Source organism: Fulvimonas sp. R45 (assembly GCF_030504985.1).
Taxonomy (GTDB): Bacteria; Pseudomonadota; Gammaproteobacteria; order Xanthomonadales; family Rhodanobacteraceae; genus Rhodanobacter_A.
Genome location: NZ_JASERU010000003.1, coordinates 97,166 through 117,471 on the forward strand (window position 1 = coordinate 97,166; position 20,306 = coordinate 117,471).

Consider the following 20,306-nt stretch of genomic DNA (forward strand, 5'->3'; position numbering starts at 1 on the left):
CCGCGCACGGCCCCGCCCGCCTTCCTAATAAGCGCCAACCAGCGGCCCGCAGGCGCCAACCGCCCGGGCCCATGGAAGGCAGGCTCCAGGCCCGCAACGGGATGGAGCCCATCCACGGAAGCCATGCGGCAAGGGGGGCATCATGACGGGCAATCCGAACGGGTTCAGGACGGTGGCCGGGCGCGTGTTCAACCGCAAGACGCTGGTCCTGGCGATCCTCGCGCTGGGCGCTTACGGGCTTTACCGCCACCCACCGGTCGAAACCATCGGGCCGCAGCAGGTCGGCATCCGGACGAACGAATGGACGGGCTCGACAAGCGAGCTCCACGCAGGCCCCTGCCTGGTGATTCCCGGCATCCACAGCCTGCGCAGGTTCCAGCTGCAGGACCGGATCTACCGCCCCACGCGCAGCGCCAAGGCGGATGGCCCGGCGCCGTTCCAGTCGTCGGAAGGCCTGTCCATCGGCGTCGAACTGGCGATCCGCTACGCGCTCGACCCGAAGACCCTGCCCGGGGTCGCCAAGGTCCTTCCCGACGACATCGGCCGCGACCTGGTGGAGCCGCTGGTGCAGGGCGTGATCTACAAGGTGTTCACGCGCTACACCGTGCGCGAGATCTTCTCGACCAGGCGCCAGGAAATACAGACGGTGATCGAGGACGAGCTGAAGCCGATGCTGGCCGCCGACGGCATCGTGCTGCGCAACGTGATGATGGGCAACGTGGACCTGCCGCCGGACTACCGCGAGGGCATGAACAAGGTGCTGGCCACCGAGCTGGAGAACCAGCAGATGCAGTACACCCTGCAGCTGAAGCAGAAGCAGGTGCAGGAATCGAAGCTGCAGGCCGAGGCCGACAAGGCGCGGCGCGACACCGCGGCCGAGGCGGCGGCCGACGAGCAGGTCATCGCGGCCAAGGGCCAGGAAGAGGCGATGAAGCACGTGCTGCCGTTCAAGCGCAAGCAGATCGAGCAGCGCGAACTGGAAGCCGAGGCCCAGAGCGCCGCCCTGATCCGCAACGCCAGGGGCGCCGCCGAGGCACGCCGCATCGAGGCTGCCGGCGAGGCCGACTCGCGCCGCAAGCTCGCCGATGCCGAAGCCTACCGGCTGGAAAAACTGGGCAAGGTCAGCAGCGAGCAGCTCGCGCGCGATGGCGCCCTGATCGACAGGCACCCGCTGCTGATCCAGAAGACCCTGGCCGACAAGCTGTCCGACAAGATCTCGGTGATCATCGCGCCGCCGCCAGCCACCGGCGGATTCATCGGCCAGGCCCTGATCGATGGCGCGCACCGGTCCCCCGCGACGGGCGACGCCGCCGGGAGCGCGCCATGAAGGCCCTGGCCTGGATGACCCTGCTGCTGGGCACGGGCCTGGCGCAGGCCGCCGAACCCGCACCGCCACCCGCGAACCCGCTGGCCATCGTCAGCGTGGACGGCACCGCGTTGCGTGCGCAGGCGCGCCACTCGGCGGCCCTGCAGGCGGTGCTGTGGCAGGGCGAGACCCTGGAGGTGCGCGGCCATGCGCTGGACTACCTGCAGGTCTACGACCATCGCCTCGAGCGCGCCGGCTTCGTCCGCGCCGACCGGGTGCGCATCGTCCCGATGCGCGCCGACGATGCGCCCGGACTGCTGGCAGTCGTCCGCTTCCTGCGCGACATGCCGGGCAACGAGGCGCTGGGCATCGCGTATGCGGCGGCTTACCTGAAAGCGGCCCCGGGCAAGGCCATCGACGCCGAGCCGTTCGACGCGCTCGGCGTGATGGCCGGGCGCCTGGCCCGGCGCGCCTCCACGAACCGCAACAAAGCACTGGAACAGGCCCTGTCCGGGCAACTGGAAGTGGTGGCCGATTACGGCGTCACGATCCGCAGCATCGCCCGCGGCGACGGCGTGAGGCTGTGCTACGACGGCGATGCCTTCCGTCGCGTGATGGCGCTGGACGCCACCGCGACGCAGAAGGCCACCGCCGCGCTGGCCCTGACCGACCCGGCCTGCGTCGACCCCGACCTGCCGCCGGTGCAGCGCGCCGCCTTCGACACCTGGCGCGCCGACCTGCTCGACCGCGTGCCGCGCGCCGGCCTGCCCCGCTACGTGCAGAACCGCCTGCACATGCGCGAGGCGTCGGTGTGGGCGGCGATCGCCTTCGAACGCACGCGCCACCGGCAACCGGCGCAGCCGGCCGCGTCGCGCGCCATCGACGAGCTGGCGGCCGTCGACACCCGCGCGCTGGTCGAAAGCGACCGCGACGACTACAACGATGCGGCGATACGCGTGGGCGCCTCGCGCTGGGCGGCCCGGCCGCCGGCCGGCGCGGTCGAGGGCCTGCACATCGCCACCGCGCCGGGCCGCCCCGGCGAAACCTGCATCCGGCTGCTGGACCGCAGGCACGACGCGAAGTCGCCGTTGGCGCAACGCTGCACCTACGGCACGGTCTGGACCGGCTCGGCGCGCGCCAACGCGGACGGCACCGCGCTGGCCCTGGCCGTGCAGCCCATGGCCAGCTGGCGCGAGCTGTGGCTGTTCCACGTGGTCGGCAAGCAATGGGTGATCGACGTGCTGCCGCCGGCCGACGACGATCCGCGACTGGGCTACATCGAATTCGCCGGCTGGGTGCCCGGCGACCGCCTGATGCTGGTGGCGCGCGAGGCCCGGGTCAACGGCCGCTTCGTCCACCGCTTCGGGATCCTGGACATGGCGTCCCTGGCCACCACCCGACAGGCCGACAAGCCGTCCTCGCTGAGCCAGTTCTACCGCTACCAGGACGCGGCCTGGCGCAGCCAGACGGTGAGCCTGCGGGACTGATGCCGGGTGCCCGCGATCTGCAGGCACTTCCACGAAGGGCCATCCCGACGAACGCCGGGATCCCGTGCCGTTGCGTTTTCCGGGCCGGCCGCGCCCACGCACGTCATCTCTCGCCAGGCATGCCCTCTGGCGCCTTCTCCGGTTCGATCGGCACCAGCCACGGATGGTCGGGACGCGAGCGGGCATCCAGCCGGTTCGCGCCGCCGGGGCAGCCGGCGCCCTCGCCCGCCGCCGTCAGGCGCTCGTCGCGCGACTGGATGGCGGTGCGATAGCAGCTGCCCAGCGAGTCGCTGAAGCTCACCTGCTCGCTGCCGGCTTCGTGGTACGGGAAGGTGGTGCGGTCGAGCGGGTCGGGGATGGTCTTGCCGTCGGCGTGGTCGCGGGTGGCGAGGCGCTCGTCCAGCACGGCGCGGTAGGTCGCGCCCCGCGCATCCGTCCGCGTGGTTTCGATGCGGTGGCCCTGCTTCATCGCCACCTGCGCGGTGAAGTCCTGCCCGGTGGTGCGCAGGGTCTTGCGCGAGGAAAGGAACAGCGGATCGCGCTGCCGCACCGTGTAGCCGTCCAGCCGCTTGCCGTCCAGCGTGCGCTCCACCGCCAGCGACATCGTGCCCGACTGGTCGATGGTCTCGTCGTAGCCCCTGGCGCCCGGCCGCGCGAACGTCTGGTGGTTGTGGAACCCGCCGGTGTAGCGCACGGTGGTGTCGAGGGTGCCGCGTGGCGTGTGCAGGCGGCCGGCGATCACGTAGGCCTGCGCCAGGTCGGTGTCGAGGGTGCCCACGATGCGGCCGGCGGCATCGGCGTGCAGCGTGTCGCGCACGGTGGGCACGACCGGTGACTGCGCGGCCAGCGTGTTCCGCGTGATCCCGCCGCTCAGCTGGCTGGCCTGCGCGTCCTGGTAGACCAGCAGGTTCGCCGCGACGTTGAAGAAGTGATCGGCGCCCGGCACGCGCACGGCCACCGTGTGCGGCTGGCCGTCGTCGAACAGACCGGCGAACGGTGTCAGGTCCACCCGCGCCGGGATGAAGTCCGTGGTCTGGATCGCCGGCGTCGGCAGCCACAGGTGCGGCGCCACGCCGCCGGTGAAGATCCACGGGTAGACCGGCGCCAGCCCGGCCGGCTTGCCGTCCACCTGCACCTCCACGCCACGGAAGCTGCCGCCGTCGCAGGCCTCGAACGACTCCAGCGAGTAGTCGCGCGTCCTTTCCAGGTAGGCCTGGTCGACGCAGGTGTACCAGCGCTCGTCGTGCGCCTGGCTCTGCGCGATCACGTCGAGGTAGGCGCGCTCGACGTTGCGCGGAAAGGTGATCCGGCGCGACAGGCTGTCGCCCGGATGCTCCAGCGGCGTCTGTTCGCCGCGCGGGTCGCTGCCGAGCGGATAGACGCGGTCGGCCGCCGCCGCGGCCGGATGTCCGGCGCTTGCCGGGTAGAACGCCAGCCGCATGTCCACGTAGATCGGCTGGTCGGTGGTGGGGCTGATCCAGTTGTTGAGGATCATCTGCCCCGCCTGCGCCTGGCGGAACAATGCGGCGTAGTCGGTGAGGTCGCGCTCCACGTGCCAGTGCTGGGCCACGTCCGGCTCGGGCTCGATGGTGGTGCCGAAATACAGGTTCACGCCGCCGAGCCACAGCGCCACCGTGCGGTCGAACTGGCGCCCGGCCGGCACCGAGAAATCCGCCTCCAGCACCACCTTGCTCCAGCCGCCGGCGCAGCCCTTGGGTGGCGCGAAATCGAACCGGTGCGGGCGCGCGGCCATCGACGAGCCGTCGCCCTTGTCGTCGAAGGCCTCGTGGTCGAACACCGTCACCCGGCACGGCGGCGTCGATGGCCGCGACACCGGCGGCTCGGCCGTGGCCACCACGCGCGAGCCGACCTCGAACCGCGCCGTCGTGGCAGCCATCAGCCCCGCCGCCGGCACCGCGCCCACGGCCAGCAACGCGACGACACCCGGCCACCCGGACCGCATCCTTCCCGTTTTCTCTGTCACGACCGTCGCTGCTCCCGATCAAGGCTGGCGCATGGCGCATCGCGACGATCTCGCCGGGGCCGGAGCGGCCGGCCCTCCGATCGTCGCGATGCAGGCAAGCCCCTATCCTGCCGGCCGCACCGCCGGCTGCCAAGCGCGCCGCGGCCCGATGTAGCCGACGGCGGGGCTAGACTGGGCCGACCTCCCGCACGGGCCGCCCCATGATTCCCCACTTCAGCGACCTCTCCGCCAACGAGCGCACCTACCTCGCCTGGATCCGCACCGCGGTGTCCCTGATGGGCTTTGGCTTCCTGATCGAGCGCTTCGACGTGTTCCTCGTCTATTCCACGCGCGGCGCCGTGCTGAAGACCGGACTGCACCTGCACGCGTCCGAATGGCTGGGTCTGGGCATGATCCTGCTGGGCGGCGTGCTGATCCTGCTCGCCACCCGCGACTACTACCGCAACAGCCGCTTGATCCGCGCCGACGCCGAAGCCGCCTATCACGGCACCCTGGTCGAGCGCACGCTGACGACGCTGCTGGTCGGGCTGGCGCTGTTCCTGGTGCTGTACGTGGGCTACCAGCTCGCCAGCCTGGGTTGAGGGTGGGTCAGGGGCCGGCGGCGAGGTCTGGTAGCTGATGGCGGGTATCCGGGCATGCTGTTCCTGCCCGTGATTCCTGCGCAAAGCCCATTGCCACCAGGACCATCTCGAACACCCGCGGCTCCGTGTAGTCCGCACCGGCACCGCCCCGCTCGTCATCCCGGCGCAGGCCCGGCTGTCCGGAATATCCGTTGACGCCGGTCAAGAGCTTGCACCGATAGATCGGCAAACAGCGTGCGGGAAGACTACCGGCTGCCTCGAAGGAAGAGCGAAGAAGACTCCCTCCCCTGCGCGCAGGGGAGGGTTGGGGAGGGGCGCTTTGGGCTTGAAAGCCAAAGCGTGACCCCCTCCCAACCTCCCCCTGCGCGCAGGGGGAGGAGCTCATCCAGCGGCAGGAAATAGTCCGGACAGCTGTAGGCGCAGGCCGGGATGACGCGTCCACCGGTGATCGCCATGGAAATGAAGCCGCCGTCCCATGCGCATGGCACAGGCGCCCCGCCGGGGCGGCGGGCAAAATCCACGGGCGCCCGCGCCGGGTTGTGCCCACGGCCTGCCTCGTCCACAGTGGGCCGCCAGGCCGGCGTGTCCGGCAAGCCGGAGGCGCGACGCGCACCGCGTCCCGCCAGCGTCGACATCAAACGCGCTCCCGCGCGGTACGCATCGGGGGAATACCATGAAGACTCGTCGCGATTTCCTCACCCAGGCGCCGCTGGCCGTGCTGGGCGCCATGGTCACGGGTAGCACCTGGGCGCAGACCGGCGGGAACCCCACCCAGGCCACGCCGCCGCCCGGCTCGCCGGGCGCGTTCAACACCGCGCCACCGGCGGGGCCGAAGCTCACCACCGCCACTTTCGCCGAAGCGGAAAAACTGCAGCAGGTGACGATGACCGAGGCGCAGCGCGAGATGGCGGTGGCCAACTGGCCCACCTCCATGGCCGCGCTGCTGGAGCGCCGCACCGGCCCGCGCACGGTGGCGCTGGAGGAAGGGCTGGCGCCGGCCACCACCTGGTTCCCGGCGATGGGCCGCGCGCACGTCGGCCCCGCGCGCGATCGCTTCGTGCCGTCCAGGGTGGCCGCCACGCCGCTGCCCGCGAAGGACGAGGACATCGCCTTCGCCTCGGTCGCCCAGCTCGGCGCGTGGGTCCGCGCGCGCAAGCTCACGTCCACCCGGTTGACGAAGATCTACCTCGAACGCCTGAAGCGCTTCGACCCGCAGCTGCGCTGCGTCATCACCCTGTGCGAAGAGCACGCGCTGGCGCAGGCCGCGCAGGCCGACAGGGAGATCGCCGCCGGCCACTACCGCGGCCCGCTGCACGGCATCCCGTGGGGCGCGAAGGACCTGCTCGACACCGCCGGCATCGCCACCACCTACGGCGCCGAGCCCTTCAAGAACCGCGTGCCGAAGGACGACGCCGCAGTCACCCGCAAGCTCAACGCCGCCGGCGCGGTGCTGGTGGCCAAGCTGAGCCTGGGCGCGCTGGCGCTCAACGACATCTGGTTCGGCGGCCAGACCATGAACCCGTGGCTGCTGCAGGAAGGCGCCTCCGGCTCCAGCGCCGGCCCGGCCTCCGCCACCGCCGCCGGACTGGTGGCGTTCGCCATCGGCAGCGAAACCCAGGGCAGCATCATCAGCCCGTGCATGCGCTGCGGCACCACCGGCCTGCGCCCCACCTACGGCCGCGTGCCGCGCACCGGCGCCATGACCCTGTGCTGGACGATGGACAAGCTCGGCCCCATCGCCCGCTCGGTGGAGGACACCCTGCTGGTGCTCGACGCCATCCGCGGCCCCGACCCCGGCGACAGCGCCAGCGTGGCGGCGCACCTGGACTACGACGCGGCCGCGCCGGTCAAGGGCCTCAAGCTCGGCTACTTCCCCGGCTGGATGAAGCAGGCGCCGGCCACCGACCTGGACCGCGCCGCGCTGGCCCAGCTGCGCGCGCTCGGCCTGGTACCCACCGAAGTGTCCCTGCCCGACTGGCCGTACGACGACCTCAACGTGCTGCTGTTCGCCGAAGCCGCCGCCGCCTTCGAGGAACTCACCCTCACCGGCGCCGCCGACCGGATGCGCGTGCAGACCCCGGACGCCTGGCCCAACCTGTTCCGCGAATCGCGCTTCCTCTCCGCCGTGGACTTCGTGCAGGCCGACCGCCTGCGCCGCAAGGTGGCGAAGGAGATGGAACGCGTGATGGGCGAGGTGGACCTGCTGCTGGTGCCCTCGCTGCGCGACGAGATGATGGTGATCTCCAACATGACCGGCCACCCCTCGCTCACCCTGCGCACCGGCTTCGTGGACGTGGACCAGGTGCGCAGCGACTGGGTGCCCGACCCGAAACACCCGCTGCCCAAACTGGCCAGGCCGCACCGCGTGCCCTACGGCGTCACCCTGATCGGGCGGCTGTTCGAGGAAGGCACGCTGGGGCGTGTCGGTCGGGCATTGGAGGCGAAGGTGGCCGTTGCCGGGGAACGACCGCTGGGGTTCTGATCGCCCGCCCGCATCCTGTTGATGAGATCAAAAGCGTGCCGGGGCGCGCCGGCACGCCTTTTCATGGCAACGCTACGCACACCACGGTTCACCGGGAAAGCTGCGTCGCCACGTTTGTTTCGCGTAGCCAGCGATGTTCGGGCCAAAAGCCGCCGAGGTAGCAAACGAATGGCCCATGTCGATTATCGAAGATCCCATTCGTCTTCCTGTCACGAGGCCGACAAGGCCGAACCGCAGGGTAACCACCGATGATCACCGTCTTTGGCGAGGGAAGAGGCTTCCGGGTCGTCTGGCTGCTGGAAGAGATGGGGCTCGCGTACCGACTGCGGCCGGTGGACCTGTTGGCCGGCGTCGAGAAAGACCCGGAGTTCCTGGCCATCAACCCGGCCGGCTTCATCCCGGCGATCCGGGACGGCGACGTCACCATGGTCGAGTCTATCGCGATCATGGAGTACCTGATGGCCCGCCATGGGCCGACACCGCTGGCACCCGCCCCGCACGATCCGGCGTTCCCCGCTTACCAGCAGTTCCTCCACCTCGGCGAAGCCGGCCTCGCGGCCTCCGTCTACTTCGTCGTCGGCGCGCGCAGTTTTGCGCCGGAGTCCGAGCGGGAGAACTGGAGCGCCGGCCAAGCGCTGGACGTTTTCCAGACCCGGCTGGGCCTGGTGACGCGGCAGCTGGCACGCACGCCCTACCTCGCCGGCGAGAGGTTTACCGCCGCGGACATCTCGGTGACCTACGCGCTGGAACTCGCGCAACACGGTGCAGGCATCACCCTGGGCGAAACCGAGAAAGCCTATATCGCCCGCACCAGCGCGCGCGAGGGCTACCGGCGCGCCATGGAGACCTGCGAATCCAGGAAGGCGTGGTTCGCCAGGACGCCTGCTACATAACCGCCTTCGGCCAAGCCAGCCGGATCGGTGTGGAACGAACAACAAGCGGGACGGATGAAGTGCGCCGTGCTCCCGGGTTTCTACTGACCCTCGCCGAAGCCGACCGCGGCCAGCAGGACGCCGCCACTCTCGCCAGTCTCACCACCGCCATCCGCGCCCTCGCCCGCGTGCCCACCAACAGCGAAGCCTTCCGCGACATCCACGCCAGCAGCGAAAGCGACACCGTCGACCCCGGCTGGCGCCCCCTCGACGCCCCACCACCGAAGGCCTCTTCGCCGCCCTCTACTTTCTCAGCGAACAAGCCGGGGCCCCGTGCTCACCCTTGCCTCAGTCGAACGTGCCGCGGTATTCCGGCGCTGCATCCGCTCGGGTGTTCAACTCGAACATCACCCCACCGGGTGCGCGGCAGAAAAACCGCGAGCCACGCGCGTGGTCGATGACCGCCGTCTCCATCGGCACGCCATCGGCCAGCATCCTGGCGTACAGCGACTCGACATCGGCGCGCGACGGCAGTTCGAAGCCCACGTGGAAACTGCTCGGCCACTGCGGCGTCTCCGCCTCCACATCCTCGATGACCACATCGAACCCGGGACGCTTCAGGATCCAGTGCCCGGACATCGGCGCGCTGGTGAATCCGAGATAGGTCGTGAAGAAGGCGGCCGTGCGCGCCGGATCATTGGAGGGAAAACTGAGATGGTTGAGTTTCATGGGGGAAGGTGCTTCAGGCATGGAGTTTCCGGACGTGACGAATCGGGTGATTCGGGAGCTTCCATGATGTCGAACACCCCCGCATCGGCCAACTCGCATCCGCCGCACCGCGCGCAACCCGCGCCGGCACAAACGCGGCCGCTGCACCGCATGCCCGCGAAAACACCCTTACTCACATTTCGTGGCGCGACATGCCGGGCTACGCATTGAGATAACCCAGCATCGCGCCCAGCAACCTTCGCTCAAGGCGCGCAGTGTCCGACTCACCCCGCGCGCCGGCATCGTCGACCAGCAGGCGCACCATCGCAGCGAGATGGTCGGTGGCAACTTCCGGATCCGGCTGCTGTGGCAGATCCGGGCGATCCAGCGTGGCGCGCAGCAGCTCGCGATAGTTGCTGGCCTTTTTCACCTCGCGCTCCGCTTCGGGCCGCGCCTCTTCCACGTCAAGCAGCCGTGCCAGTTCCGGGCGCTCAAACTGGTGGCGAACGGCCGCCCCCACCAGGTGCACCAGTGCCGCGCAGCCATCATGCGCATCCAGCGCCGCGGCGGCGTCTTGGCCAAAGCGCTCCTTTTCGCGCCGCATCAGCGCGATTACCAACGCGTCCTTGCCCGGAAAATACTGGTAGAGCGAACCAATGCTCACGCCCGCCCGTTCGGCCACGGCGTTGGTGTTGAAGGCCCCTATCCCATGCTGCTCGATGACCTGCGCCGCCGCCTCGAGGATGCAGGCATACGTCTCGACCGCGCGCGACTGCACGGGCTTCTTGCGCGGACGCAGCGACGGCGGTGAACCTGAACCACTCATGGCCATGAAATTCTACGATCGAAGCGGGTCCCTAATGGGGTCAGGTTCACTTCCCGACAAAGCTGGGCGCCGTATGCCTACACCGTCCCGAGCCACGGCACGCTCCCGCAGCCCTGACTATGCCGCGATGCTAAAAGCATGGCCAGACTCCCACGACTCGACCTACCCGGTATCCCGCAGCACATTGTCCAGCGCGGCAACAACCGCCTGCCCTGCTTCCTGGATGACGCCGACCGGCGCCGCTACCTGCACCTGCTGCGCGAAGCACTGCTCGACACGCATTGCGCGCTGCATGGCTACGTACTGATGGACAACCACGTCCATCTGCTGGCCACGCCTCCCGAAGCAGGCGCCATCGCGCGCCTGATGCAAAAACTGGGGCGCAGCTACGTCGGCCAGTTCAACGCCCGTCACCGGCGCACCGGCACCTTGTGGGAAGGCCGCTACAAGGCCTGCCTGGTCGACGGCGAACGCTACGCGCTGCAATGCCTGCGCTATATCGACCTCAACCCGGTCCGGGCCCGCATGACCGACGATCCCCTCGCCTATGCGTGGTCAAGCTGCGCCAGCCACTGCGGTCAACGGGAAGACGCGCTGCTCACGCCCCACCCGGCGTACACCGCTCTCGCCGCCACGGCGCCGGATCGCGCCAAGGCCTACCACCGCCTCGTGCATGAAGCCTTGGCCGACGACGACCTCGCCGCCATCCGCGCCTACCTCCAGCAACAGCGCGCCTTGGGCCACGACGATTTCCACGCCATGGTCGAAGCCAAGACCCGACGCTTCGCCGGCATTCGGCCTGCGCATCGACCGCCCCGCAACACACAAACGTGCAGAAAGTGAACCTGACCCCGTTCTTGCCTCAGCACTCGTAAGTGGTAAGTGAACCTGACCCCGTTTTGGACGGACCCCGTTTTGAACGCTACGCGCTGCAATGCCTGCGCTATATCGACCTCAACCCGGTCCGGGCCCGCATGACCGACGGTCAAGCGTTGTCCCTGACACCTTTTCGTAGCCCTAACTCGGATCTTGGTTTTTCATTCCGCCTTTCTCAACTGACGCGTACGCAGAAACAGCTCGAATAGCTTCCTCAGTTGCACCATCTGCGCACGACACACTCAAGCAGTATTCCAAGTTTCGGCCATCACGGAACAGACGATACATCAAGGCATGTATGAACGATTGCGTTGCGGCCCGGACCTGACTGAAATCTAAAACCACTAAGTCACCCCGCTCTAACGCCGGAAGAATTTGCTGATCTCGCACTAAGGCGGCGGCCTCAACGTCTTCCTCAAATGATTTTACGTTTACAGTCAATAGTCCATCTAGATCCATCTTTTCGTCTACAAAATCAACCGCAAGCTCAGATCGATCCTTTCTCACCTGTGCGGCTATATCTCTACACAGCGATAATAGTGCACCAAACTCCCCTATTGCATTTTTTCTCAATTGCAGGAGCGCAAAGGTTCCACGCCAACCTAAAGTTGAAGATTGGATATACTTTTTTTTCTGTGTACCATCCTGCTCACCCCAAACATCCGCAAGCATGCTACCTGAACCCAGAAAGAATCCACCATACGCACGCGATGCAATCTCGCGAATGAAAAACAAACCTAGCCCTGCGTTGTCCTTCATGGACTGGTACATTCCCTCGTGAAAGGTACCGGAAACATGAGGCTGCATGGCAAACCTCACCGCCTTTTGATCCGAGTTTATTTCGGGATAAGAATCCCGCAATGCTGCCCTCACACCACGGCCGATATCTATGACCACCACGTCTACTAGGCCGCTTTTGGGAAAATAAACCGCGCAAACCAAGCCACCGATCCGACTGTTAGCGTGCTGAACGACGTTCCTTAAAAGCTCCACCAAAGAATATTTAAGAGCGTCCTCTACCTCTTCATCACCGATCTCGAGCATTGCAATTATTGCATTTGCAATAGTCGGAATCTGCTTACTCTCAGTTATGCGAGTAAGCGGGAAAATCCGTTGACTATCAACTGCGGCGACCTCGTCTTCAATACCAAAAAGCTTCGTGAAGCCTACCTTAGTTAGGAAGCGACCAACATATGAACCCTTGTCGTATTCCAACTGAACTTCCTTTCCTCGCACCTCCTTCAACCAGAGCGCGTATGCACCAAATAACCCGGCCGCCCAAGGTGCTATGTGTGTCCCGCGCTCAACGTTAAAGACAACCGGGCTTTCCGGGTCGTCATACCAATTCCAACCCCTGAAGAATCCCTCAAGATCTTTATCGCCAAGAGAACCCGGAATTTTAATGGGACGAGTCATATACCATTTCCTTACGGAAAGCCAAATTGATTTTTTCCATTCGCCCCCCCCTTATGCCGAAAGCGAAGTTGGCGAGCCATGTCCACAGCATCGCCGCCCTGCCAGCGCGCAGCTATCGACCCAAGCAGTGCCTCCGCATCATCCCCAATCCCCCGTCAGGCATTGTCCCTGACACCTTTTTCGCTGACACCTTTTCGTAGGCAGCGAAGTGGCCACCTATTCAGAGCCAATACGATATGATCTTTTCCGATCACATGCATTCCTTAAGTGACTATCGGCGCGGTCATCTGATGTATCTTTTGTTCTAAATCATCCTTCATTAGCGGAGTGATTGAAGGCATGAGGATGACGAGGCAAATCAGCTTTCTCTCTTGTTTAAGTGAGCACGGCTTTTACCCCTCCCTCCTGAGCCGGAATCTGAGCCACCAGAACGGGGGCAGATTCACTTCCACACACTGGATAAGTGAACCTGACCCCGTTCTTCTCGCGGCCGGCGCAAACCCTCAACGCGTCAGCACGGAAGTGAACCTGACCCCGTTTTGCCTAGAATTGAACAAGCACTTCAGATGTTACCTTTCTCCGCGCCGATTCTGACGCCATAACACTATGACGCCAGAGCGTATTGATGCTACATCCATTATAAAGCTCCCTTATAGATGGATGATCTGCGTTACTAACAATGACCCTTGCCCCCCTTCTAGCAGCTCGAGCCAGACTGCACTGCAATCGCTCCTGATCCGCCCAAGAAAATAAATTTTCGTTATATTTGACGAACCCATTGTTATTATGTTTTACAGTATACGGAGGATCTGCAAAAATAAAATCACCAACGCCGCACCGATCAATTACTTTCTCGAAATCTTCTGCAACAAGCTCAACCCGGGCCAGCCGATCCGCTATGGCCCCAAAGTCATCAGTATCTAGAATCACCGACGTTTTTGTGCCAAGTGGGACATTGAACTCACCTCTACAGTTGACTCGATAAAGCCCATTAAAGCAAGTCCGGTTCAAATATATAAACCTGGCTGCACGAGCAAAACCGTCCTTCGGGATGCTACTCCTGACTTTATAGTAGTATTCAGGCGAATGATGCTTGTGGTGACGACCGAGAGCTCGTTTTACAGCTTGCCAATTATCACGAATCGATCTATACGTTTCCACCAAATCGATATTGAGGTCACTAAGCAGCGCGGACTCCGGTTGAATGGAAAAGAACACAGCCCCACTCCCCAGAAACGGTTCAACGTATCGTCGAATCCCTTTCATATTAAAAAATGAAACGTAATCGCGTGCCAACCAGCGCTTACCACCGGCCCATTTTAAAAATGGGGTCAGATCTTTATTAGGCATTTTCGACTCGCTGAATGCCATCGTAATCGTACTCATTAATTCTGCGCTCAAGCGTTTCAGAGACCTCATCCAAAAGTGAAAAATCCTCACTCTTATAATTCCTCTGCTCAGATGCGTGAGCTGGAATCCTCCTCAGTTCATTCACTCGCTCCATCCACTCCAGATTCTTTGCTTGCCCTTTTGTTCCATTTATGGGAATATCCATAACCGACTTAAACAAGGGCCAACGATCCTTGCTCTCAACGATCTTTTTGAATTCAATAAAATCAAGGTATGTCTCTAACGGAAGCCCTTCGTCTGGACTATCTAACGACTTCGCGTATGCCTTAGTTTTAATTTCCTTATTATTTATACCCTTTTCCCAATATGCTGAACGCTCCTCTCCATACATGCGCCGAAAAACGGTAAATATATGCTTTTGGACGAGAATATTTATTCGTTGAATCTGCTGATCAGCAGTCCTCCTGAGATCCTCTGACTGGGTTTTCTCCCAATCTTCATAACCTTCAGGCGCAAACGACGGAAAATCGCTTTTGACAAGGCGAGCAAAACGTAGCAAGAGCTCTCTTGGTCCACCGCTTCCAAAGGGAACAGTTAGCAACGAGTCCACTGTTGAGCCACCCGACTTCAAGTAGTTGAGTATCGGCTCAATCATCGGTATCAGAATTTCTTGGAATTTAACTTCAGACAGACCACGCAGTGATATCCGATGAGTCATCTCAACAAACTTGGCCAATTCACCCAAAAGTAGAGTGAGCGCTTGAACTGATTCATTGGTGCATAAACGCCCTGGCCTACCGCTTTCCCAACGCGAAAAATCAGCTTCTGCAATTTGCCGGAAATACCAATTAAGAATTTTCTGGCCGCGGAGAAGAGTAGCGTTATCGGTAGCGCCACATAGAGGCCCCAAATCGTAATTTGAACGCAATACAATTTGACCCAAGAGACCAGATCTCTTCAGGCCAATTTTCACTTGTGGGACCGTTAGACAAGCACTCTGCGATACTCGTATACCCTCCGCAGAAAATCTACCATAAAATGGACTAGACAGATCGCGACTTAAGCTATGAATCAGTCGTGCAGCTATTGCACCAATCCGTTCGGCTGGATTATCAGAACCCCATTTCAGCTGGCCCTCAAGATCGTCAAGCAAATTTTTAGGCACAGACTTCTGTTCGTGATTTATCGTCACAAACATATTGGCCTCTTCATTTTTTGAGATGCCATCAAATGCGACGACTACTAGCTTCTGATCGAGAAATGAATCCTCTAGACCCGCATATCCATATAACCGGTGCTGCCCATCAATTATCCAAGCAGATTTATAAGACGCAGGCAAATAAAGGTGGCCAAAGTGCACATCAGTCAATACATCCTTTTGAAGGATATCAAAACGCGGAGGCTTAACAAAGTTGACAAGTAAATTATTAGGGAAGAAGCCACCTGCCTCGATGAATTTTCCTATTGACTTCAACCGTGCCTTCTGGACAAGCCGCTGATAAGTTGGATGACCTTCGGGATCATCCAGTGTTCTATGATTCACAAATGCAATTTTTAAGAGGTGTCTAGGGGTAGTTACAAAGGAGTAAAAATATCTCCCACCGAGCTTACCTCTAGTTGCCGGCACCTTTGCCCCTGCGAGCTCTGGAATTGGCTGATCCTTTAAAAATTCAGCCAAAAACTGAAAACGAGCGGCCTTACCTAGATGATCAGCAAGCTGAGTGTAATAAGGCAGCTCGTTTTCCGTTATTCGACGAATATTATGTGCATCGGCCCGTGCGATATCTTCTTCAGACCAGATGATATTTTCAGTCACAAAAAACCAAAGGATCTTTGGCTTAAATTCGCGCCCATAAAACGATTTGATTGAACTCGCCATGGCGCCTTGCAGCGCACCGAATTCCTCTATGTCCTTCTGGAGACTTCGTCTGCGCAACCGCTCTGATGCCTTACATTCAGTAACGATCACAGTCTCATCATCTGAGGCGAAAACATCTATTTGTTTCTCCCCTTCGACGTCTCGGCGACTGAACTTTATTCGGAAGCGGCGCCCGCCACCGAGCTCCGAGTAGCCCATCTTATAGAGAAGAACCCACCAAATATTTTCGAGACGCTCATCGAGCTTGCGCTCTCTCCTAACTGTCACGACAGTTTTGAGGCGCTTGTGCACAGACCAGCCTTCAGCCAGCGCGTTGTCCAACTCCTCTGGCTTCACACGGCGCTGGTCAAATTTTGGGTTTCTGCGCCGATATTCCTTATGAAGATCAGCCTCCTTGTCCAGCAGTGGCCACAAGAGTGCCTCTGACTTTTCTTCAGACCGCTTTTTCATCACGCTCCCCTGTCATCCATTAACGTACGAGGCTCCCACCTATACTGTCACATATTCCGCCGATACTCCCCACCCACATCGTACAATGCATGACTGATCTGCCCCAGCGAATGCGTCTTCACTGCCTCCATCAGCGCCGCGAAGACGTTCTTGCGGACGCGCGCGGCGTTCTGCAGGTAGGCCAGACCATGCCCTTCGACTCCGCCCTGCGGGCTACGCTCAGGATGAACGGGTTGCGGGGCGTCGGTGGAATCGGTGCCATGCGCATGTGAAGTCTCGCCCGCCGGCGCCAGTGCATTCCGCGCCTTCTGGAATGCCCGCACATTGGCGATCTGCTGCCCCTTTTCCTCTTCCGTCGAGCGGATCAGCTCGATCTCGGTAGCAATCTCCCCACCATGATCCTTCGGCAGGAACGTATTCACGCCAATCAACGGCAGCGAGCCGTCGTGTTTCTTGTGCTCGTAATACAGGCTCTCTTCCTGAATCTTGCCACGCTGGTACATGGTGTCCATGGCACCGAGCACGCCACCGCGCTCGCTGATCGCTTCGAACTCCTTGTAGACGGCCTCTTCCACCAGGTCGGTCAGCTCCTCGACCACGTAGCTGCCCTGCCAGGGGTTCTCGTTGAAGTTGAGGCCCAGTTCCTTGTTGATGATCATCTGGATCGCCACGGCGCGGCGCACGCTTTCTTCCGTGGGCGTGGTGATGGCTTCGTCGTAGGCGTTGGTGTGCAGGCTGTTGCAGTTGTCGAACAGCGCGTAGAGCGCCTGCAGCGTGGTGCGGATGTCGTTGAACTGGATTTCCTGCGCGTGCAGCGAGCGGCCGGAGGTCTGGATGTGGTACTTCATCATCTGGCTGCGCGCGCTGGCGCCGTAGCGCTCGCGCATGGCGCGGGCCCAGATGCGGCGGGCGACGCGGCCGATGACGGTGTATTCCGGGTCCATGCCGTTGGAGAAGAAGAACGACAGGTTGGGCGCGAAGTCGTCGATCTTCATGCCGCGCGCGAGGTAGTACTCCACGATGGTGAAGCCGTTGCTCAGGGTGAAGGCGAGCTGGCTGATCGGGTTCGCCCCGGCCTCGGCGATGTGGTAGCCGGAGATGGACACCGAGTAGAAATTGCGGACCTTGTGCTCCACGAAGTACTGCTGGATGTCGCCCATCATGCGCAGGGCGAATTCGGTGGAGAAGATGCAGGTGTTCTGCGCCTGGTCCTCCTTGAGGATGTCGGCCTGCACGGTGCCGCGCACGCTGCTGAGCGTCTCGGCCTTGATCCTGGCGTAGGTCTCGGCGTCCACCAGCTGGTCGCCGGTGACGCCGAGCAGGCCCAGCCCTAAGCCGTCGTTGCCCTTGGGCAGCTCGCCGGAATACTGCGGGCGGCCGTTGGGGTACATGACGGCGATCTGCTTTTCCGCCGCGGCCCAGCGTGCGGGATCAGCCTTGAGGTACTTCTCCACGTTCTGGTCGATCGCGGTGTTCATGAACATCGCGAGGATGATCGGCGCGGGGCCGTTGATGGTCATCGACACCGAGCTGGTGGGCGCGCTGAGGTCGAAGCCGGAGTACAGCTTCTTCATGTCGTCCAGCGTGGCGATGTTGACGCCGGAGTTGCCGATCTTGCCGTAGATGTCCGGGCGCGGGGCCGGGTCTTCGCCGTACAGGGTGACCGAGTCGAACGCGGTGGACAGGCGCGTGGCGGCGCCGCCCTGGCTGAGGTAGTGGAAGCGGCGGTTGGTGCGCTCGGGCGTGCCTTCGCCGGCGAACATGCGGGTGGGGTCTTCGCCGGTGCGGCGGTAGGGGTAGACGCCGCCGGTGTAAGGGTAGTGGCCGGGCAGGTTTTCCTTGCCGAGGAAGCGCAGTTGGTCGGCCCAGCTTTCGGTCCTGGGCGGGGCGACCTTGGGGATCTTCTGGTGGCTGAGGGACTCGCGGTAGTTCTCCACGCGGATCAGCTTGTCGCGGACCTTGTATTCGTTGACGTCCTTGGTGACGGATTCGCGCAACGCGGGCCAGTCGCGCAGTTGGTGGATGGCTTCGCTGGAGAGTTCCTTGACGGCCTCGTTGTAGCGTTGGCGGAGGAGGAGCAGGGAGCGGTCGATGGGGGCGGGCGCTTCGACTTCGCCCTGCGGGCTACGCTCAGCGGGAACGGTCGAGGGAGCGTGGCCGGTTGGGGCGGGAGCCGTACCCTCACCCTCGGTCCCTCTCCCGGAGGGAGAGGGATGCAGAGCCGCACTGTCGTACAGGTCGAGGGGGCGCGGCAGTTGCGGGTCGGCCAGTTCCTTCAGCGCCTCGTAGTAGTGCTGCGCCTTGCCGGCGGCTTCGGCCATGTGCTCGATGCCGCTGTTGATGCCGCGGCCCTGCTCGGCGATCTCGGCGAGGTAGCGCACGCGGCTGCCGGGGATCAGCACGGTGGCGCGCGGTTCCTTCAGCGAGGTATCCACCCGCGGGGCGAAGTCGCAATGCGCGCTGCCCAGCCCCCCGTTCCCCGTTCCCAGCTTCTCGCGCATCAACCGGCACAGGTTGGCGAACATCCAGGTCACGCCCGGGTCGTTGAACTGGCTGGCGATGGTGGGATAGACCGGCACGTCCTCGTCCTTGACGTTGAACGCGGCGCGGTTGCGCTTCCACTGCTTGCGCACGTCGCGCAGGGCGTCCTCGGCGCCGCGCTTGTCGAACTTGTTCAGCACGACGAGCTCGGCGAAGTCGAGCATGTCGATCTTCTCGAGCTGGCTGGCGGCGCCGTAGTCGCTGGTCATCACATAGGTGGCGAAGTCGACCAGGTCGACGATCTCCGAGTCGCTCTGGCCGATGCCGGCGGTCTCGACGATGACCAGGTCGTAGGGCTGCGCCTTGAGGAAGCCGATGCAGTCGTGCAGCACCTCGTTGATCGCCGCGTTCTGCCGGCGCGTGGCCATGGAGCGCATGTAGACGCGGTGGCTGCGCAGCGAGTTCATGCGGATGCGGTCGCCCAGCAGCGCGCCGCCAGAGCGGCGGCGGGTGGGATCGACCGCGAGCACGGCGATGCGCATCTCGGGGAAGGCGTGCAGGAAGCGCAGCAGCAGCTCGTCCACCACGCTGGACTTGCCCGCGCCGCCGGTGCCGGTGAGGCCGAGCACCGGGGTCTGCTTGCCGGCCAGCGCCCACGCCTTGCGCAGGCGCGCCAGTTCGGCCTCGCCGACGTGGCCTTCCTCGATGGCGGTGAGCATGTGGCCGATGCTGATCTCGTCGGCGATGTCCACCCTGGGCAGGGTTTCCGCGTCGAGTTCGGCGCGCTGGTCGACGGCGGCGCGGGTGCGCGCCATCACGTCCTCGATCATCTCCACCAGGCCCAGCTTCATGCCGTCGTTGGGGTGGTAGATGCGCTCCACGCCGTAGGCCTGCAGCTCGCGGATCTCCTCCGGGGTGATGGTGCCGCCACCACCGCCGAACACGCGGATGTGGCCGGCGCCCCGCTCCTTCAGCATGTCCACCATGTACTTGAAGTACTCGACGTGGCCGCCCTGGTAGGACGACAGCGCGATGGCGTCGGCGTCTTCCTGCAGCGCGGCGCGCACCACGTCCTCCACCGAGCGGTTGTGGCCCAGGTGGATCACCTCCGCGCCCTGCGACTGGATGATGCGGCGCATGATGTTGATCGCCGCGTCGTGGCCGTCGAACAGGCTGGCGGCGGTGACGAAGCGCAGCGGGTGAGCCTCGCGCCGGGAGGTGCTTGCTGGGACGTGCTTGGCGGGCGAGCTCATGGGGACTCCGTGCATCGTGGGGTAAGGGTTCAGCCCCATGATTCTAGTGGCTCGCCCCGCATGCCCGATGATGCACCGCGGCATGCCGCGGCCGTGTCACGGCATCATTTGGGATGCCACTTGTCGTCCTCGCCCTTGGCGTAGTCCTTCTTCACCGCCGACCAGGCCACCTTGTGCGCGGTTTCCTCGCGCGATTCGTCGCCGCGGCGCTTGTCCGCGTCGGCGTATTCGTCCCAGGCGTGGTTGAAGGCTTCCTTGTAGATGTCCTGGGCGTGTTTCGGCAGGTTGTCGCGTACCGATGCCGGCAGCTCGTTGATGTTCCGGTAAGGCATGGCGGGGCTCCGTGGGACGGGCG

Annotated in this window: 14 protein-coding genes; 6 read left to right on the forward strand and 8 right to left on the reverse strand. The window is 63.5% G+C overall.

The genetic code is table 11. The features are described from left to right. Positions 1–142 precede the first annotated feature (142 nt). Both QMK61_RS03540 and QMK61_RS03545 read left to right on the forward strand, forming a co-directional pair. Positions 143–1,327, forward strand: coding sequence for an SPFH domain-containing protein (locus QMK61_RS03540; RefSeq protein WP_302070449.1), 1,185 nt, complete (start codon positions 143–145; stop codon positions 1,325–1,327). Continuing rightward, the gene (locus QMK61_RS03545; RefSeq protein ID WP_302070451.1) at positions 1,324–2,793 is read left to right on the forward strand and encodes a hypothetical protein; all 1,470 of its coding nucleotides are present in this window, start codon (positions 1,324–1,326) and stop codon (positions 2,791–2,793) included. The genes QMK61_RS03540 and QMK61_RS03545 overlap by 4 nt, the downstream gene beginning before the upstream one ends. A 103-nt stretch (positions 2,794–2,896) precedes the next feature. Here QMK61_RS03545 and QMK61_RS03550 read toward each other — a convergent pair whose 3' ends face one another. Continuing rightward, positions 2,897–4,690 carry a peptide-N4-asparagine amidase gene (locus QMK61_RS03550; RefSeq protein ID WP_302070452.1) on the reverse strand — a complete coding sequence of 598 codons (1,794 nt, stop codon included), beginning with the start codon at positions 4,688–4,690 and terminating at the stop codon, positions 2,897–2,899. A 287-nt stretch (positions 4,691–4,977) separates the two neighbouring features. Between QMK61_RS03550 and QMK61_RS03555 the strand changes: the two genes are divergently transcribed. The 3 genes from QMK61_RS03555 (at position 4,978) to QMK61_RS03565 (ending at position 8,733) form a co-directional block, all read left to right on the forward strand. Further along, positions 4,978–5,358 carry a DUF202 domain-containing protein gene (locus QMK61_RS03555; RefSeq protein WP_302070454.1) on the forward strand — a complete coding sequence of 127 codons (381 nt, stop codon included), beginning with the start codon at positions 4,978–4,980 and terminating at the stop codon, positions 5,356–5,358. Positions 5,359–6,031: 673 nt separating this feature from the next. After that, positions 6,032–7,840 (forward strand): amidase, encoded by a 1,809-nt coding sequence (locus QMK61_RS03560; protein WP_302070456.1) that lies wholly within the window; start codon positions 6,032–6,034, stop codon positions 7,838–7,840. Between the two features lie 248 nt (positions 7,841–8,088). Beyond that, entirely contained in the window at positions 8,089–8,733 is a 645-nt protein-coding gene (locus QMK61_RS03565) for a glutathione S-transferase family protein (RefSeq protein ID WP_302070457.1), read from the forward strand. 327 nt (positions 8,734–9,060) lie between these two features. Here the strand turns inward: QMK61_RS03565 and QMK61_RS03570 are convergent, their stop codons facing one another. Then, positions 9,061–9,441, reverse strand: a complete 381-nt coding sequence (locus QMK61_RS03570; protein ID WP_302070459.1) for a VOC family protein — start codon at positions 9,439–9,441, stop codon at positions 9,061–9,063. A 199-nt stretch (positions 9,442–9,640) separates the two neighbouring features. Then, complete coding sequence (locus QMK61_RS03575) at positions 9,641–10,246, reverse strand: TetR/AcrR family transcriptional regulator (RefSeq protein WP_302070461.1); 606 nt, start codon at positions 10,244–10,246, stop codon at positions 9,641–9,643. 138 nt (positions 10,247–10,384) lie between these two features. Between QMK61_RS03575 and QMK61_RS03580 the strand changes: the two genes are divergently transcribed. Further along, positions 10,385–11,089, forward strand: coding sequence for a transposase (locus QMK61_RS03580; protein ID WP_302070463.1), 705 nt, complete (start codon positions 10,385–10,387; stop codon positions 11,087–11,089). Positions 11,090–11,263: 174 nt separating this feature from the next. Here the strand turns inward: QMK61_RS03580 and QMK61_RS03585 are convergent, their stop codons facing one another. From QMK61_RS03585 to chaB, 5 genes are all read right to left on the reverse strand, one after another. Then, positions 11,264–12,538, reverse strand: a complete 1,275-nt coding sequence (locus tag QMK61_RS03585; protein WP_302070465.1) for a hypothetical protein — start codon at positions 12,536–12,538, stop codon at positions 11,264–11,266. 543 nt (positions 12,539–13,081) lie between these two features. Continuing rightward, positions 13,082–13,909, reverse strand: a complete 828-nt coding sequence (locus QMK61_RS03590; protein ID WP_302070467.1) for a Dam family site-specific DNA-(adenine-N6)-methyltransferase — start codon at positions 13,907–13,909, stop codon at positions 13,082–13,084. Continuing rightward, positions 13,881–16,217 carry a DGQHR domain-containing protein gene (locus tag QMK61_RS03595; RefSeq protein ID WP_302070468.1) on the reverse strand — a complete coding sequence of 779 codons (2,337 nt, stop codon included), beginning with the start codon at positions 16,215–16,217 and terminating at the stop codon, positions 13,881–13,883. The genes QMK61_RS03590 and QMK61_RS03595 overlap by 29 nt, the downstream gene beginning before the upstream one ends. A gap of 47 nt (positions 16,218–16,264) precedes the next feature. Beyond that, positions 16,265–19,951, reverse strand: a complete 3,687-nt coding sequence (locus QMK61_RS03600; RefSeq protein WP_302070471.1) for a methylmalonyl-CoA mutase family protein — start codon at positions 19,949–19,951, stop codon at positions 16,265–16,267. A 104-nt stretch (positions 19,952–20,055) separates the two neighbouring features. Continuing rightward, a complete protein-coding gene (chaB, locus tag QMK61_RS03605) occupies positions 20,056–20,283 on the reverse strand; it encodes a putative cation transport regulator ChaB (RefSeq protein ID WP_302070473.1) in 228 nt (75 codons plus the stop codon). Positions 20,284–20,306 lie beyond the last annotated feature (23 nt).

What these genes read in the sequence shown, in the direction of transcription:
- QMK61_RS03540 (WP_302070449.1), top strand. Translation starts at nt 143, where the DNA reads ATGACGGGCAATCCGAACGGGTTCAGGACGGTGGCCGGGCGCGTGTTC.
- QMK61_RS03545 (WP_302070451.1), top strand. Translation starts at nt 1,324, where the DNA reads ATGAAGGCCCTGGCCTGGATGACCCTGCTGCTGGGCACGGGCCTGGCG.
- QMK61_RS03550 (WP_302070452.1), bottom strand. Translation starts at nt 4,690, where the DNA reads ATGGCTGCCACGACGGCGCGGTTCGAGGTCGGCTCGCGCGTGGTGGCC.
- QMK61_RS03555 (WP_302070454.1), top strand. Translation starts at nt 4,978, where the DNA reads ATGATTCCCCACTTCAGCGACCTCTCCGCCAACGAGCGCACCTACCTC.
- QMK61_RS03560 (WP_302070456.1), top strand. Translation starts at nt 6,032, where the DNA reads ATGAAGACTCGTCGCGATTTCCTCACCCAGGCGCCGCTGGCCGTGCTG.
- QMK61_RS03565 (WP_302070457.1), top strand. Translation starts at nt 8,089, where the DNA reads ATGATCACCGTCTTTGGCGAGGGAAGAGGCTTCCGGGTCGTCTGGCTG.
- QMK61_RS03570 (WP_302070459.1), bottom strand. Translation starts at nt 9,441, where the DNA reads ATGAAACTCAACCATCTCAGTTTTCCCTCCAATGATCCGGCGCGCACG.
- QMK61_RS03575 (WP_302070461.1), bottom strand. Translation starts at nt 10,246, where the DNA reads ATGAGTGGTTCAGGTTCACCGCCGTCGCTGCGTCCGCGCAAGAAGCCC.
- QMK61_RS03580 (WP_302070463.1), top strand. Translation starts at nt 10,385, where the DNA reads ATGGCCAGACTCCCACGACTCGACCTACCCGGTATCCCGCAGCACATT.
- QMK61_RS03585 (WP_302070465.1), bottom strand. Translation starts at nt 12,538, where the DNA reads ATGACTCGTCCCATTAAAATTCCGGGTTCTCTTGGCGATAAAGATCTT.
- QMK61_RS03590 (WP_302070467.1), bottom strand. Translation starts at nt 13,909, where the DNA reads ATGGCATTCAGCGAGTCGAAAATGCCTAATAAAGATCTGACCCCATTT.
- QMK61_RS03595 (WP_302070468.1), bottom strand. Translation starts at nt 16,217, where the DNA reads ATGAAAAAGCGGTCTGAAGAAAAGTCAGAGGCACTCTTGTGGCCACTG.
- QMK61_RS03600 (WP_302070471.1), bottom strand. Translation starts at nt 19,951, where the DNA reads ATGAGCTCGCCCGCCAAGCACGTCCCAGCAAGCACCTCCCGGCGCGAG.
- chaB (WP_302070473.1), bottom strand. Translation starts at nt 20,283, where the DNA reads ATGCCTTACCGGAACATCAACGAGCTGCCGGCATCGGTACGCGACAAC.